Source organism: Mucilaginibacter gilvus, from assembly GCF_004054195.1.
Lineage (GTDB): Bacteria > Bacteroidota > Bacteroidia > Sphingobacteriales > Sphingobacteriaceae > Mucilaginibacter > Mucilaginibacter gilvus.
In genome coordinates this window covers 305,790-322,236 of record NZ_SBIW01000007.1, presented here as the reverse complement: position 1 = coordinate 322,236, position 16,447 = coordinate 305,790, and the positions used below count along the sequence as shown (strand labels likewise).

Here is a 16,447-nt window from a genome sequence, read left to right as displayed (position 1 = left end):
ATATAGCATTTAAAGCGGCTTGATAGGTGCGCCAGCCTACATTGCATTTTAAAGTGCGATAAATACTGATGAAGCAGGTTTGTTATAAACATGATAAAAATGGCTAAAATTAATTGTGGGTTAATTAGGTTTTATAAACTCGAGTAACCAGCGTACATAATTGGTATAGTAATGCCTATGAAAACCGTTGTAATATAATTTAATTAAAAAAGCCTGCAGATTGTTTTTAATTACTAACGAGTCTTTATAGTTCTCTCTTAGATCTTTTAAGACGTGATTAAACTCATTATTTAAAATTCGCAAAGAAAGTTTTTTTACTGTATTTGTATCGTGTATGCGGTACGAAATAGTTTTTTTATTTATATAATAAAAATCAAAAAACAATGAAGCTTTCAACCAATATTGCCAATCTACAATATAAGATAAAGTTGAATCAAAAAACCCTATTTTTTTGAATACCGATGTACGCATCATTACCGCGGGCATACATACGAAATTGTTAGCCATTAAAAATTTATGGTACTGTTTTTTATCAAATATTCTGCTTGTAGCGTGTAGTTTTGCCCACTTTTTATAAACGTTAAATGCATGGCTATTTGATATTATGTGGCCGTTTTTATCAATGGTGTTTATATCAGAGTGTAATATCGCCACTTCAGGATATTTTTCAAACACTGCCACCTTATCGGCTAAACAATCCGCCAGCATAATGTCATCATCGCTAAAAAGGTGTATCAATTCGCCTTTAACCAGTTCCAACGATTTATTATAATTATTAACAGATCCTAAATTTTGGGCATTTTTAGAATACACAATTCGCGGATCGGCAATTGATTTTACCACTTGCTCGGTATCATCAGGAGAGCAATTGTCGGTAATGATTATTTCATAATCATCGAAACTTTGCTTCAGAATAGAATTTAAAGTTTCTTTCAAATATACAGAGCGATTGTAAGTAGGAACTATGATAGAAACTTTAGGCATGTTTTCTGTTTATATTAGTGATGAAAAACTTAGTTAATGCCATTGGGATTGTTTTTCTTTAAATATAAAATATGCCCAGGGGAAGGAAATAACAAAAGTAATAAAAGTGTAACCACCGGCTAATCCTAATACGCCAAAATACCGACCTAAAATTACGGTTGAGAGAGAACAAAGTATACCTATCACAATCGAAATAATTAAAAACGGCTCTTGCTTATGACATCTTAAGTAAGTTGCCCAAGAAAAAACCATTTGATTAACCATTGTTGCTCCACAAAGTAATGCAAGCGGCACAGGGGCTAAAAATCTATTACTATAAGACAAATGGTTAACATAAAGCAGCATAAAGAGTAGATAAAAGAGTCCAATCATGCCAAAATTAACTACAATTAAACTATTCAGCGTTTTTTTAAAAACCACATTTAATTCTTCATATTTTTTAAGCGCAATTAACGACGAAAAGAGCGGCACTTTGGTAGTTATCCAACTCATTGACAAGCCAGAAATACCGTTCAAAATTTGCAACGACATACCCATTTGCCCGGCAACAACCGGCCCCTCAAATGCAAATAAAATTGGATTGAATAATTGGAAAATAAAAAATCCGCTTATCCAGCTTAACGCGATACGCCACTGAAAAGGGAAAATTTCGGTCATGTAATTTATTGTATCAGTTCCAAGTAGTTTCCAAATAGTTCTCAATTTATCTTTACGTTTTGTAAATACGATTTGAGCGTAATTTATTAAGATGGATACTAACGATGCCAGCGCGGCAGAGTATAGTTTAAAACCCAATACAAAAAAAACGATTAACAATATTACGTTGGTTGTTTTTTGGATCAGCCGTATTTTTGCCATATCCTTTACATCACCAAGTCCTTCAATGAAAGCCAGCAACGGATCGATAAAAAGATTTAAAGAAGTAGCCAGGCAAAGCAGTATCCATGGATTTTGCCAGGCAACGTGCGAACCTTTGTTGTAGTTGGAAAAGAAGTAAAAACCTGCTGCCACTAACAGCAAAAATAAAAGCAAGCTGATTACGCCAAACCATTTGATAAAAAACCTGAGCAGTGATGATAATCTGGATTTGTAGTAACTCTCTCCCTGTAGGTTGCCGTTTACCCATTGCAGGTGGGCACATTCATGAGCCGTATATTGCGTAATAATGCCGCTTAAACCCAACTCGAAAAAAACTTGAATAGCCAGGATGCTCGAAAATGTATAAAAATATCCGCGTTCATCTCCTGAAAGAAAAGCCCCAATAAAAACTAATGATCCTATCCCCCCAAAGGCTTGGATAATTCTTGATAAAAGCGTGAAAGCTATAGCACCGTCGATACCTATCTTCGCTAAGATATTCTTTAAGAATATTAACATTTTACTTTGAGCTATTGATGAGATTTTTATTAAGATAATAATCTCCGTTTTTCATTTCAGCTAATGACGGTTCACACTCACCGTGGCACATCGCCTGCAGGTTTACCCGATTTACAAAACTGGTAATTCCATTCCTAAAATCCACTTTACTATTTAAAGCCCGGTTTATTATTTATTCTGGTTGTATCCGCCTAATTGCGCATTGTTTCACCTAACGTTCTTGCTGTATAATTTTCACTAAAACCCATCTGTAAATACAATATCGTAAGTTATAAATATTACCGCGTTGCGTTGAAATTCACCGCTGTCGCTAACCTTTATCTTAGGAGATTATACCAAAATTAATGCTTGTTTGATGAACATATATTTTAGTGATTGCAATAACTTAGCTTATATACTCTTTAATTACATCTAACATGTAATCGTAATGTGTTTCGTTTAGCCCCGGCCACACACCCAACCAAAAAGATTGGTTCATGATCGTATCGGTATTGGCTAAATTTCCTATTGTGCGATGATTAATATTGGCATAGGCGGGCTGACGTAGTAAGTTACCTCCAAATAGCAACCGTGTACCTATCTTCTTTTCTTCCAGGTGCTGTACAAGCATGTGCCTATCGGCTGCATCTCCTTCACGTAATGTAAGCAAAAAACCAAACCATGAAGGGTCACTATGCTGGGTAGCCTCTGGCAGGATAAACACCTCTTCCAGTTCTTTCATACGCTCGTGTAAAGCTTTGAAATTTTCGCGGCGGCGCTGTACAAAGTGATCCAGTTTTTTTAATTGCGATACACCAAAGGCAGCCTGCATATCGGTAACTTTTAAATTGAAACCAATGTGCGAATAGGTGTATTTATGATCGTAGCCATAAGGCAACGAGCCCAATTGCTGCGAAAATCTGCACCCGCAGGTGTTATCTTTACCCGGCTCGCAATAACAATCGCGACCCCAGTCTCTAAAACTTTCCGCAACTTTAGCCAGTTCGGGGTTGTTTATCAGTACGGCACCACCCTCTCCCATTGTGATATGGTGGGCCGGATAGAATGAAAATGTAGAAATATCGCCGAAAGTCCCTGTCTTTTGCCCGCGGTAAGTAGCACCCAAAGAATCGCAATCATCTTCTACCACCCAAAGGTTGTATTTTTTTGCCACACGCATCACCTCATCCAAATTGAATGGGTTACCAAGCGAATGTGCGATCATTATAGCCTTTGTTTTAGGCGAAACGGCGGCTTCAATATCTTCGGCTTTTACGTTGTGCGTTGCAATATCCACGTCAACAAAAACAGGTATAGCGCCAAATTGAACTATTGGGTTTACTGTGGTTGGGAAACCTGCGGCAACAGTGATTACCTCGTCGCCCGGTTTTACAGCGCGATCTCCCAATTTTGTAGAAGTAAGGGCATAAAACGCAACAAGATTAGCCGACGAGCCTGAGTTAACAAGTAATGCCTTTGGGGCACCAAAATATTTGGCGAAATCGTATTCAAAAGAATTGGCAAAACGGCCTGCCGTTAACCAGCCGTCTAATGCGGCATCAACACCAAGTAATACATCTTCCTCATCTAATACCTTGCCGGTAACGGGGATATAGTTTTTACCTGGTATAATGATTTGTGTTGTTTTAGCTTTAGCAATTTCTCTAAGGCTTTTTTCCAGCTCAGGGGTAGTAATATTTTTTAACATGCTCTATTTAATATAAACGTATTAGGTACTTTCCATTTCTATTGGTTTTGCAAAAGGCTCCATTTCCGTGATTGGCTTACCAAAAGCAATTTTAGGGTAGGTGTTGGTATGGGGGTCTATCATAACCTGTAACAACACTGGTTCACCAGCATTGGTTTCATTCCACATCCAGTTTACCGCATCTTCCATTTCATCCTCGGCGCTGATGGTTAAGGAATCAATACCGTAGGCCTTCGCCACTTTTTCAAAATCGGGTGCACTGTAGCCCCAATAGGTGCTTTGATACCTCGATTCGAAATAGCTATCCTGAAACTGACGGATCATTCCCAGGTTTTTATTATTCATCACAACAATTTTAACTGGCAGCTTATTGCGAACAATGGTTTGAAGCTCCTGGATGTTTATTTGCATACATCCGTCACCAACTATCACTATAACTGGGTTTAAATCTAACGCAAAACATGCTCCAATACCCGCAGGCAGCGCGTACCCCATTGCGCCCATGCCTCCAGACGTAAAAAACAGCTGATCTTTATAGATTTCTAAAGATTGTGCTGCCCACATTTGGTGGCTCCCAACATCTGCAATGTAACATTTGGCTGCGCGTGAATTGTGCGACAAGGTATGCATGAAATAGTTTGGGTTAATACCATCAGGCGTTAGCTCCTTAGTATCTGGCCATTGTTGCTTGAGATCATCTATATATTGTAGCCAGTCTATAGGCTTTTTAAACGATTCTGTTTCGGCAGCTATATTAAAATCTATAAAGAATTGCTTCGCGTCGGTAATTACCGGCACGCAACCTTTAACACGGTTATTTATTTCGCCACTTTCGCAATCTATATGATAAATAGTGCGATTCTCAAAAAATTTGGTATCAGCACCAGTTTGGCGGATATCAAGGCGGCTGCCTACTACTATCAGCAGGTCACTTTCTCCAAAAGCAATATTTGCCCAGCGATTGCCATAACTACCAATAAAACCAACCCGAGAAGGGTGATCAAACTCGGCGGCGTCAACCGCAAGTAAAGTGGTGATTACCGGCAATTCGGTTTTTTTCAAAAATGCATCCATTTCCTCCTTGGCAAAAGCGGCACGCACACCGCGACCAACTAATAAAAGGGGACGTTTAGCGTCTTTTATACTTTTAAAAATATCCTGCAATATTTCGGCAGATGTACCTTGAATTGCCTCACCATTTTCAGGGGGTGGAATAGGCTCTACTTGGGCACGTTGTATATCCATTGGAATATCTATCAGAACCGGGCCCGGCCTCCCTTCCATGGCTATCATAAACGCCTTTTCCATTACAGCCGGCAAATCATGCTCGCTTTCAATTTTAAAACAGGCTTTTGTTATCGGTTGCGCCATGGCAATAATATCCGTTTCCTGGAAACCCAGTTGGCGAATGCTGCGATTACCTTTTTGTTCGTGGCGGTTTACCTGGCCTGTTATAAAAACAGCTGGGGTAGAATCAAAATAACAGCTCCCTATACCGGTTAACAGGTTAGTGGCGCCGGGGCCACTTGTAGCCAGCGCAATGCCGGGGATGCCGGTTACACGGCCATAAGCATCTGCAGCAAAGGCTGCAGCCTGCTCGTGGTGCATAGTAATTATATTGATGGATGTTTTCTGATTTAACGAATCCAATATATGGGTTATCATACCACCCGATAGTTCGAAAACATGCTTTACTCCTTTTTTCTCTAAAAAGGTAGCTATAAAATCAGAAGCTTTCATTTTAATTTATCTTTAAATTTCATTTTTAGGTATTCAACCGTGTCAGATATCGCAACGTCAAAATCAGATACATCAAAATCACCAAACTCGGTCACAAATTTACCAGAATCTCCCTGCATGTGCATAGATTGATTAACACGATAGGGTAGCTTACCAAAATTTAGCGAAAAGGAAGGGTTTATTTTGTCCCTTATATTTTTAACCAAATCTCTCAGTACGACTACTTTTTTTCCAGATATGTTATATATACCACTTTTGCCGCTATTTGTTATAATTTTATTTACGGCAAGCCCTAAATCGCTAACATACAGGTACGAATATTTTTGTTCACCTAACGTGAGGTCCATGCTTTCGCCGTTTACAATCTTTTTAACCAGCGATGGGATAAGCCAATGATCAGCTTCCCCTTTGCCGAAAAATGAGAAAAGCCTTAACCAATACCAATCTATGCCATACTGGCTACAATACTGTTTCACCAGTTCAGCACACACCAGTTTTATTCTGCCATAAGCTTCTGTAGGATTTATGGGTTGATCTTCATTAATGCTTCCGCTGTATACTCCATATTCGGCTTGCGAGCCCATACCAATAAATTTGGGGGCTCCGCTTTTTTGCACAACAGTCAATATTATGCGTAAAAAATCAATATTCTGCGATTGTACATCCCAGTTGTCCCTGTCCTGATGCCCCACTCCTAACCATGCCGAGTGAATTATAACAGAGGGAGAAAAAGCAATTACTTTTTCGGCCCAAACGTTATCGTCATCCTGAAGAATCCAGATTACCCGGCCCTCAAACTCCCGGCATAATTCTTTAGAAGAACTTTCCCGGTAATTCGCAATTAACTGGTGCCCCTGGTTAATAAGCACTTGAGCAATGCCCGACCCAAGGAAGCCCGTTATGCCGGTAATGAAAATCTTAGCCATTAAAAAAGTCCTGAATTTGCTTTTCCGTATATACAGTCATCTCGCTGCGGCTATAAAACTCCCTATACCAGTTTATAGTTGTGTTCACCGCTTTATCGGCGTTCATTTTTGGTTGCCAGTTTAATTCTGCTTTAACTTTGCTGATGTCAAGTTTCAGCAGTCCGGCCTCGTGCGGTTGATTAACGGTTTGGTTGATATTAAAGTTTCCACTACCCCAGGCTGCTATAGCCATTTCAACCATTTTGTGCACAGGCAGTGCATCGTTAACATCGGGGCCAAAGTTATATGCCTGCGAAAATGCAACCGGGTTACCCAATAATTTGGCACCCAACAACAAGTACCCTGTTAATGGCTCAAGAACATGCTGCCATGGCCTTACCGAATCCGGGTTACGAATTTCTATAGGTTTTCCGGCATGTAAAGCGCTTACTATGTCTGGTATCAGACGATCTGCCGACCAATCGCCCCCACCTATAACATTACCGGCGCGACCTACCGCAATAGCCTTTTGATGAACAGGATAAGTGTTTTCATTAAAAAATGAATTCCGATAAGACCCTATAACCAGTTCCATACAGGCTTTACTTGCACTGTAAGGATCATAACCACCAAGTCGGTCATTTTCGCGATATGGATACTCCCATTCGTTATTATGATACACCTTATCAGTGGTTATCAGCACACAATAGCATGGCTTATTAAGCAGCATTACTGCGTCAAGCACATTAGCCGTTCCAATCGCATTCACCTCAAATGTTTCGGAGGGGATACGATATGACAATCTTACTAACGGCTGTGCAGCCAAATGGAAAACAAAGTCGGGCTCAAAATCAAGCATCGCTTTGTTTAGCGTTTCTCTATTCCGCAAGTCAGCAATTACCGAATCGCAGATTGTATCACCATTAATAATATTATAAAGATTTAAATCTCCTTCCGGTGCCAGTGCATAGCCTTTCACCTCGGCGCCCAACATCGTAAGGATTTTTAACAGCCAAGAGCCTTTAAAACCTGTATGGCCGGTTAAAAAAACCTTTTTTCCTTTATAAATTTCTTTTAACTCGTTAAACATATGTTACCAGATTTTCCACGGCGCATTGCCACCGCTCCAAAGTTGTTCAAGTTCAATTCTATCACGCATGGCATCCATGGGCTTCCAAAATCCCGAATGTTTGTAAGCCGAAAGCTGGCCATCTTCTGCAATTTCTTTCAATGGCTTTTTTTCCCATTGAATATCGTCCATATCACCTTCTAAATATTTAAATATACCAGGTTCTAACACAAAAAATCCACCGTTTATCCACATACCATCGCCTTGGGGTTTTTCTATAAAATGTTCTACTTCGCCATTTTCACCCATTTCTATATTGCCGAAACGCCCTGGAATTTGAATGGTAGTAAGCGTGGCCAACTTTTTATGAGATTGATGAAATTCAACTAATTCTTTGATGTTGATATCAGCAACACCATCTCCATAAGTAAGCATAAATGTTTCATCCTGTACATATTTTTTGATACGTTTTATTCGCCCGGCGGTATTAGTTGTTAACCCGGTATCAACTAAGGTTACTTTAAAGGATTCGGAGTTTGAAAAATGCACGTCAACTTTATTGCGCTCCAGCTCAATAGTTACATCTGAATTATATAAGTAATAATTTAAAAAATACTCTTTTATAGATTGAGCTTTATAACCCAGGCATAAAACAAAGTCGTTATAGCCATAGGTTTCATAAATTTTCATAATGTGCCATAAAATTGGTTTTCCGCCAATTTCAACCATAGGCTTTGGACGTGCTTCAGTCTCTTCCATTAACCGGGTTCCTAAGCCGCCCGCGAGTAGTACAACTTTCATATATCGTTATTATTCAACTTCTATTTCAATATTATCTGTAAGGGGAAAACTACAACAGAGTAATCTTTCATCAACTTCAAGTTTCGCAGATTCTTTTTCTCCGCCAATCAATTTTACTTCTCCTCTAATAAGTTTTCCTTTGCACACGCAGCAATTACCTGTTTGGCAAGAATAGGGCATATCTATGAATGCATCTAATCCGCTTTCTAAAATACTTTTGCCTTTAGCAACTTCAATTGCATAAACATTACCATCTTTTTTTAAAGATATGGTTCGCGTTATTACATCTTGAAATTGAGTAGGATCCCGTACGATTTCGAAGTCTTCCGAATATATCTTACTCTTATCAACCCCTAAGCCTTCTAAACTTACCTTTACCGACTCTTTTAAACCTGCTGGCCCACAAATGTAGTGTAAAGTTCTGTTAAGGTCTCCCTCCTGAGCGATCACATTTAAAACATAAAGAGGGTCAATACGGCCCTGCACGTGGTATGGATTATTCAGCGAGACCGCAGCCTGTGTGTGAAAATGCCAAGCACGGAAAGTATTGCTATACTCATCTTCCAAGTGCTTAATGGTCTTACTAAATATAACACTTTCGGTATTACGGTTACCGTATATTAATGTAACATGCTCTCCAAGTTTTTTTCGTAACGCATATTTGGCGATGGACATTAGAGGTGTTATTCCACTCCCTGCACCCCACAAAACAATATGGGTGGTTGGTTTTAGGGTGGCTTCATCTAAAATAAAATCGCCCATAGGTGGCATAACCTCTATTATATCGTTAACTTTAACTTTATCGATAATGTGGTTGGATACAACGCCGCCGGGCACACGTTTAACTGTAATATCCAAATTATCGTCGAAAAGTGGTGCCGAAGAGAATGAATAAGGGCGGATAAATCGTCGGCCGTTAATTCTGAAGATAAGTGTCAAATACTGCCCGGGGACATACCTGACTTTTTTTAAAGCGGGCTGTTTGAAAGATATGGTAACTGTATCTTCCGTTTCCATATTAACAGCAACAACTTTTAAACTGGTAAATTGCATTTGGTAATTTACAATGATTAATAACTTAGGAAAGTTTTAGTTGAACAAGCTCCATTACCACGATGCACGAGTAAAAAGGCAAAACCATTTTTAGTTTTACCCTTGTTAAAAAACGTTGTTTCCAAGTGATTAGGAGTAATAAAACAGTTAAATTATAAATCTGCATTTTTGATATCAATAATTAAAGAGTAGGACTGCTAATTTAAGTTGCAAATAGATTAACTAAGCATATTCGTTCGACCGACCAGCACTACATCCTATCGGATCAGCTTAGAAATCCCTAATTTTAGTTTTTTTAAGCTGGCAAATATATCACCAATTATTAACATAACTATTAATTAACGCGAGTATGTTTATGTTGTAAATAACTGCAAAAGGCCTATTTCTTATGAGCTTTGAACTATGGGTATCACACCTTATATATTTATGACATGATCTTCTGTGATATTTTTTTGCTGCTAAGCCAGATGATAATTAAAATGGCACCAAGCACAAACCCGATCACTATTGCTTTTACTGTACCAAGCTCGGTTTTAGGTAAGGGTAATACAGGTTGGTCTATCACTTGTATCAACGGAGTTTCTTGCCTTAAAGAAATCTTAGCCACCTCCAGATTCTTTACAATCTCGCTATATATAGCTCCGCTTGCCTGAACATCCACCTGTTTCTTTTGAGAAGGAACCCTCAAAGATAACAAAGCCGGATTAGCGTTTGGCGCAGCATCTAATGCCGATGCTACTCCACTTATTGAATAACCCAAAACTCGTTTTACACTGTCTGCCTGATGTTGTAACACATTTACGTTTTGCACACTTTTTTTTGTTTTTGTTTGAGTGTAAAAATCGTTTACTGTTTCTACAAGTTTGCTGTTAAATGCCTTGGCAAAAAGTTCATCATTTGTAATAATATCTACCTTTAGAATGCTTAGTTTCTTATCTATTTTATCAACAACCAAGACCTTTTTATTAAAGTTCATTACAATATCGGAGATGATACTATCCTGCCAGCGGCTGAATTTGGCTGGATCCTGATTAAACGAAAAATTTGTTATGCCATCCTTTTCCTTCCAACGTTCTTCTAATTTATTTGAAGCAATATATCTATCGATAAGCAGCTGCATTTTACCATTTAGTTCCACTGGCGATAGTAGCGTTTTCTCTATCATCACACGGGATTTGTAAAGCTCTAAAATGTTATCGCCCTGGAAAATTCCACCGCCACCGCCACCAACATCGATGCCAGCTAGCGATGCAAGTCCCGAAAGTTGCGCTAAACCGCCCCCTTTCCCCGGTTCTTCCAATACAAATGTACTGGTAGCGGTATAAACAGGTTTTTTAAAATGGGCATAGGCACCACCTAATAAAGCACCAAACAAACCAAACAGCAAAATAATGGGCCATTTGCTGCGCAGATGCTTTAAACCAGCGTTACCTTTATTTATAAGTGCTTTTAAAGATATTTCGTCTTCGCCAGTATTATCAGTCAAAATCAAAGGTTGTTCCTGCATTACTTGCTTAAGTTTATTATCCCTAAAATAATAGCGCCTAAGGATGCCAGGCCGGTTGAAATGCCTATTACCTCCGGTGCTGATAACCCTTTATGTTCTGGTTTCCTGGTAACGTATATCTCGCTCCCTGGTTTGATGCTGGGATGCACGTTAAAAAACAGGAATTTACCTGTTCCGCGTACCGTACCGTTAGGGTATACCACATACGACCCTCTTCTTGAAGCACTCGCAGAATACCCACCGGCATTCAAGATATAATCTTTAAAAGACTTCCCCTTACTGTAAACTATAGCGCTTGGGTAAAGCACCTCGCCGTTTACACGTACCAGTTGCTGCTGTTTGGGTACCCTGATGACATCGTTATCCTCCAATCGCAGATCTATACTGGAGCCGGGTTTTTCCATGATCTTTTTCAAGTCGATGCCCACAAAATTATTGCGAAACTGCGGTGTATCGTTTATGGTAGAATCTTTGTTAGATTGTTTTAAGTGGTTCAGCCTTTGCAGGCGCTCTTTTTCTACAGCATTGGTATCTATACTGTTTTTGTCAATACCTAAAATAGCAAAATTATCACGTTTGAGGGTACCGCCGTCTGCATCGGCAAATACAGTTAAGCCACCAGCGCGCGCAATTACATCTGATATTTTTTCATTTTTCTGTTTAATGGTATAATAGCCGGGGTAAAGCACCTCTCCTTCTATTTTGATGGTGCTCTGTTTTTCGTAACCCGGCAGGCTATATATAGATACGATATCAAATGGTTTTAGCTTAAAACCCGCATCGCCGTTTTTCAATTGTCCATCAACATCTACATTAAAAACCTGAGCCAGGCTACTCGTTGTTAAGTTGGGGTCGCTATCGTTAACCCGCCTTGCAACCTCAATGCGTTTAGCGCTCGCACCTTCGGTAAAACCGCCCGCTTTCACAATCAGGTCTTCCACACTCATGTTTTCGGCAAAGGCAAATTCACCCTGGCTGCGCACCTCACCCTTAATGGTAACCCGGTATTGGTCCCTAAGGTCGAAGATGGATGATATGCTTACCACGTCTTCGCGCTGCAATAAAATATCCGGTGTGGTGTTATTCAGTATGGCGTTTACATCAAAAGAAATCAGCTCTGTAGTATTATCGGGTTTAAGCCTGGTGATACTACCGCGGGCCGTAAAAGCGTCTTCTTTTAAGCCGGCCGCGTTCTTTATCAACTGCGATAAGGTTAGCCCTTTCTGTAGCTCATATTCTCCGGGGCGGAAAACTGCGCCATTTATCACCACGCGGTTTTCATACCGATCAAGGATTTTCTCTACGGTAAATTTGTCGCCCCGCAGCGGGATGTAGTTCTTGTAATCGGCCTCAACCACGTCGCCAATGCGGCGTTGCTGATCGTTTATTTGCGATACCTTGATGCGTGCTGTAAAAGCCTGATCGGTAAAGCTACCGGCAAAGCGTAACACATCCTGCAGGCTTTCACCTGCCAGTACTTCAAACAAGGCTGGGTTTTTCACTTCACCAACCAACTGCACACGGGTACGATAAGTGGGTACCCTGATGATATCCTGGTCTTGCAGTGCTATATTATCTTTTTGATCACCTTTTACTAGGAAATCGTAAACATCCAACCGCCTGACGATGCGGTTATTGCGGATGATCTCTATCTGGCGAAAGGAGCCGTTATCGTTTGGCCCGCCTGCCGAGTACAGGGCATTAAAAACGGTGGCCAGTGATGGCAACGTGTAGGTACCGGGTTTTACCACCTCGCCTACCAAAATCACCTTTATACTGCGGATATTACCCAGGCTTACCTGCACATTAGTGCCGCGGCCAACGGCGTAATTATTAGCAGCAAGCTTACTTTTAATAGACGCGGTTGCCTGCTCGATAGTTTTACCCGATACGTTTAAGACGCCTACGCCGGGGATGTTGATATTTCCTTCCGGTGACACATCAAGCTTCCAGTTAACCAGGGAGGCACCGTATACGCTGATGTTCAACTGATCCTCAGGGCCTAAAATATAATTTACGGGCGTGGCTATTTTTAAGTTTGGCTCGAAGGTGATGTTGCTGTTGCGAAACAAGTTTGCTCCGAATATTTTTGGCGTAAACGCACCGTACAGGTTATCCCTTGATGCGCCGTTGCTACTGTCTGGCCTGTAATTTAAGCTACGCGCTGTAGAAGGAGAGGTTGTGGATGACTGCGGGTCAGATGTAGTGTTACCGGCTTTGCGAATTGCAGTCACCCGGTTCTGTAATATCTGTGATTGCTCGGCAGATAAACCACGTGCCTGCAGCGTTTGCAATAGTTGCGTATCTGTCATACCGGTAGCTTGCGCCTGCTGTAATACCTGGCGCAGTTGCGCGTCAGACAGATCGTTAACATTTACGCCGGATAGGTTTTGCGGGATCCCTTGGGCCTGGGCAGGGCTAAAAGCCGATAGGCATAGTGCGGTAAAAAGAAGTATTAAGTAAGGTTTCAAACGATTCATATGTAGGTTACTAAATAGCGCCGCACTCAGTTATATTTTTAACTAAATAAGCACCAGTTATGCAGTAAATATACTTGATTATTTGATTTGGGCGATGATCAAACATAGTAACGGCAGCGTGTTTAAGTGTGCAAATATATACTAAATTCCGAAGCTTAAATACAAAAGTTAATGATGCCTGTGTTAACCACAAGCCCGTTAAAATGTTTTGCAGACAGCCTTAAATTATTATAATAAAATAACAAATGCAGCGGTACGCAAGTAAAAACATTAATTTTGAACGATGAATTATTTTGAATTTTACAACATCACTGAAACGTTCCACCCGGACGCAGCCGCGACAAAAAAGCAATTTTACGCGTTGAGTAAAAAATACCACCCCGATTTTTTTGCTAATGAGGATGAGGCAAAGCAACAGGAAATACTGGAGTTATCTACCCTGAATAATAAGGCTTACCAAACCCTTTCCGACCCAAATAAGCTGTCGAAATACATTTTAAAGCTACATGAATTGGTAAATGAAGGCACAAAACCGCAGCTTCCGGCAGATTTTTTAATGGAAATGATGGATATAAATGAACGCCTGATGGAAATTGAAAACGCCGGGCAACTTGCCGACGTTACCGCTGAAGTGCTTGCCATTGAGGGCGATATAAACGAAGAACTGGCCGTTTTAACCTCCGGATACGAAGAATTGAGCGATACCGCGAAGGAAAGCAGGCTTAACGCAATTGCAAATATTTACTACAGACAAAAATATCTGTTGCGGATTAAGGAGAGTTTAAATACATTTGCATCCCGCTTCTGAGCAGCTAACGCGGCCTCAGACTAAGCAAGCCCAGCTGGCGGAATTGGTAGACGCGCTGGTCTCAAACACCTGTGGGAAACCGTGCCGGTTCGACTCCGGCGCTGGGTACAAAGCCTTTCTGAAAAATCAGAAGGGCTTTGTTGTGTGATAGCTCCGGCGAAGGATTTAATTATCTTATCTTATCAGCTTTAATATCTTATTGAAAATTTCGGTATTGTTGTAAACACCCCTAAAATCTCCCGAATGCGGGCCATAGGCGAACACAGGCACCGGGGTACCTGTATGGTCATTCGTACTAAAATCTCCCAAAACGTAGCCTTTGTTAATATCACCGTCTAGCAGGGTTAGTCCGCCGGTTTCGTGGTCAGCTGTTACAATAACAAGCGTTTCGCCATCTTCATCTGCAAAACGCAAGGCCTCTCCTACCATTCTGTCGAAATCGGCATTTTCGGTAATTACCTGCGTTAAATTATTGTTGTGGCCACCGTAGTCTATCTGCGAGCCTTCTGCCATTATAAAAAAGCCTTTCGGGTGGTTTTTGAAAGCGCCGGTTACCTTTTTCAGGGCCAGAGATAAATACTCGCCCCTGCCCGCTATTTTAGGCCTTGTAGCGCTGTCGTCCATCAGCGCCAGTATTTTTTTTGCGGGCGATTTCAGAAAATCATCAAACTTGCGGATAACGGTATAACCTCTTTGTTTCATTTTATCTATTATTGGTACGCCGTTTACCTTTGTCGTAAAATCCGTAAAGGCAGTTCCCACGAAAATATCGATATTGGAATTAAGTATCTCCGCGGCGATAGCAAGGCTGTCGCTCCTTTCTGATTGGTGCGCGTAAAACGCGTCCGGAGTAGCGTCAGTTAACTGGCATACCGCTATATCGGCTGTTTTTTTGCCAGCTTCGGCGCTGTACACCGCTAAAGACCTTAAACGCTTGCCGGTTGCATCCACCCCAATAGCCCTGTCGTTTGTTTTCTGCCCGGATGCAAAGGCAGTGGCACCAGCCGCCGAATCTGTAATGTAAGCGTCCGCCGAATTGGTAATAGAGAAACCAATATTCTTCATTTGAAAAATATTGAGTTGCCCATGATTGGCTGTATAAGTAGCGTATAGTTGTGCCAACCCCATGCCGTCGCCGATGCATAAAATAATGTTCTTTACTTTTTTTACAGTTCCATCTGCGCTGTGGGTTGGGTGATATACCGGATATGCCTGCTTTGCTGAATATTCATTTTTAGCCTTCTTATTTAAAAAGTCGCCAAGCTCTTCTATCTTATCGGTACCTATAACATCAACGCCCAGGCGCATTAGTGCAAGCCAGCTGCTCTTTGTATCGGGGCTTTCCCAAAAACGGATCATTTTACCGGCCTGATGAACACTGTCTATCGCCCCTTTTAGCCTCGCTATCTCCTTGCTGTTCAATACTCCTTTGCCATTCCAACGCACATATTTACTCAAAGGGAAACTTACCAACCCTATTTTTTGCCATTGCTGTGGTGTAAAACCATTCAGATGGTCAACATCAAAAGTTATCCAATCCGGGTAGTTTACCATTTCTACGGCTGGCGGTACAGCGCCTGTCATCACAATAGATAAATTACCCGGGTGCCCCGGCGACGAGATATATTCTGCAAAGGGCTTAAGCTCCTGCATCACTAACGATAGCACCGCTTTGTGATCCTGCTTTATTTCTATCAGCAAACGCAATTGCCTGTGCGGGTCGTGTTTTAGTTTTTCGGCAAGCGGGGTCAGATACAGGTTTCGTAGCGACCGGCTCGCGGCGGTGTCCCTTTTATCGTGAGCGACCAGCAACCTGCCGCTAACAGCATAAACATCGGCCTCAATTGAGCCAAAACCTTTTTCATAAGCCCGGTAAAAGGGAATACCGTTTTTATAATCGTTGTGCGAATGGGCGTTGGCAACTGTATAAGGTTTTATCTGGCTGTTTGCGGTTTGGCTTACTGCTATTGTAACAGGCAATGCCAGGATCAAAATACTTAGTTTTTTCATAGCGAATAATAGCGCGTAAATATAAG

At 41.0% G+C, this 16,447-nt stretch carries 12 protein-coding genes and 1 tRNA gene; 2 read left to right on the top strand and 11 right to left on the bottom strand.

Features of this window, described 5'->3' with window-relative positions; genetic code table 11:
• Window positions 1–120 precede the first annotated feature (120 nt).
• From EPL05_RS15705 to EPL05_RS15660, 10 genes are all read right to left on the bottom strand, one after another.
• Window positions 121–984, bottom strand: a complete 864-nt coding sequence (locus EPL05_RS15705; protein WP_128534925.1) for a glycosyltransferase — start codon at window positions 982–984, stop codon at window positions 121–123.
• A 33-nt stretch (window positions 985–1,017) separates the two neighbouring features.
• Window positions 1,018–2,361: a lipopolysaccharide biosynthesis protein gene (locus EPL05_RS15700; protein WP_128534924.1), complete on the bottom strand. Its 1,344-nt coding sequence runs from the start codon at window positions 2,359–2,361 to the stop codon at window positions 1,018–1,020.
• Window positions 2,362–2,746: 385 nt separating this feature from the next.
• Window positions 2,747–4,048, bottom strand: coding sequence for a lipopolysaccharide biosynthesis protein RfbH (gene rfbH / locus EPL05_RS15695; RefSeq protein WP_128534923.1), 1,302 nt, complete (start codon window positions 4,046–4,048; stop codon window positions 2,747–2,749).
• 21 nt (window positions 4,049–4,069) lie between these two features.
• On the bottom strand, window positions 4,070–5,788 hold the full coding sequence (locus EPL05_RS15690; RefSeq protein WP_128534922.1) for a thiamine pyrophosphate-binding protein: 1,719 nt from the start codon (window positions 5,786–5,788) through the stop codon (window positions 4,070–4,072).
• Complete coding sequence (locus EPL05_RS15685; protein WP_128534921.1) at window positions 5,785–6,714, bottom strand: NAD-dependent epimerase/dehydratase family protein; 930 nt, start codon at window positions 6,712–6,714, stop codon at window positions 5,785–5,787. Before EPL05_RS15685 ends, EPL05_RS15690 begins: the two co-directional genes overlap by 4 nt.
• Entirely contained in the window at window positions 6,707–7,783 is a 1,077-nt protein-coding gene (gene rfbG, locus EPL05_RS15680) for a CDP-glucose 4,6-dehydratase (RefSeq protein ID WP_128534920.1), read from the bottom strand. The genes EPL05_RS15685 and rfbG overlap by 8 nt, the downstream gene beginning before the upstream one ends.
• A 3-nt stretch (window positions 7,784–7,786) precedes the next feature.
• Window positions 7,787–8,563, bottom strand: a complete 777-nt coding sequence (gene rfbF / locus EPL05_RS15675; protein WP_128534919.1) for a glucose-1-phosphate cytidylyltransferase — start codon at window positions 8,561–8,563, stop codon at window positions 7,787–7,789.
• Window positions 8,564–8,572: 9 nt separating this feature from the next.
• Window positions 8,573–9,616, bottom strand: coding sequence for an FAD-binding oxidoreductase (locus tag EPL05_RS15670; RefSeq protein ID WP_128534918.1), 1,044 nt, complete (start codon window positions 9,614–9,616; stop codon window positions 8,573–8,575).
• A gap of 424 nt (window positions 9,617–10,040) precedes the next feature.
• Window positions 10,041–11,123 carry a Wzz/FepE/Etk N-terminal domain-containing protein gene (locus EPL05_RS15665; protein WP_128534917.1) on the bottom strand — a complete coding sequence of 361 codons (1,083 nt, stop codon included), beginning with the start codon at window positions 11,121–11,123 and terminating at the stop codon, window positions 10,041–10,043.
• Window positions 11,123–13,603, bottom strand: a complete 2,481-nt coding sequence (locus EPL05_RS15660) for an SLBB domain-containing protein (RefSeq protein ID WP_128534916.1) — start codon at window positions 13,601–13,603, stop codon at window positions 11,123–11,125. The genes EPL05_RS15665 and EPL05_RS15660 overlap by 1 nt, the downstream gene beginning before the upstream one ends.
• 283 nt (window positions 13,604–13,886) lie before the next feature.
• Here EPL05_RS15660 and hscB point away from each other — a divergent pair, with 283 nt between their 5' ends.
• Together hscB and EPL05_RS15650 are read left to right on the top strand one after the other, a co-directional pair.
• Entirely contained in the window at window positions 13,887–14,411 is a 525-nt protein-coding gene (hscB, locus tag EPL05_RS15655) for a Fe-S protein assembly co-chaperone HscB (protein WP_128534915.1), read from the top strand.
• A gap of 28 nt (window positions 14,412–14,439) precedes the next feature.
• Window positions 14,440–14,519 (top strand) — tRNA-Leu (locus EPL05_RS15650).
• Window positions 14,520–14,585: 66 nt separating this feature from the next.
• On the opposite strand, the gene EPL05_RS15645 is transcribed toward EPL05_RS15650, so the two are convergent.
• Window positions 14,586–16,421 carry an alkaline phosphatase gene (locus tag EPL05_RS15645; RefSeq protein ID WP_128534914.1) on the bottom strand — a complete coding sequence of 612 codons (1,836 nt, stop codon included), beginning with the start codon at window positions 16,419–16,421 and terminating at the stop codon, window positions 14,586–14,588.
• Window positions 16,422–16,447 lie beyond the last annotated feature (26 nt).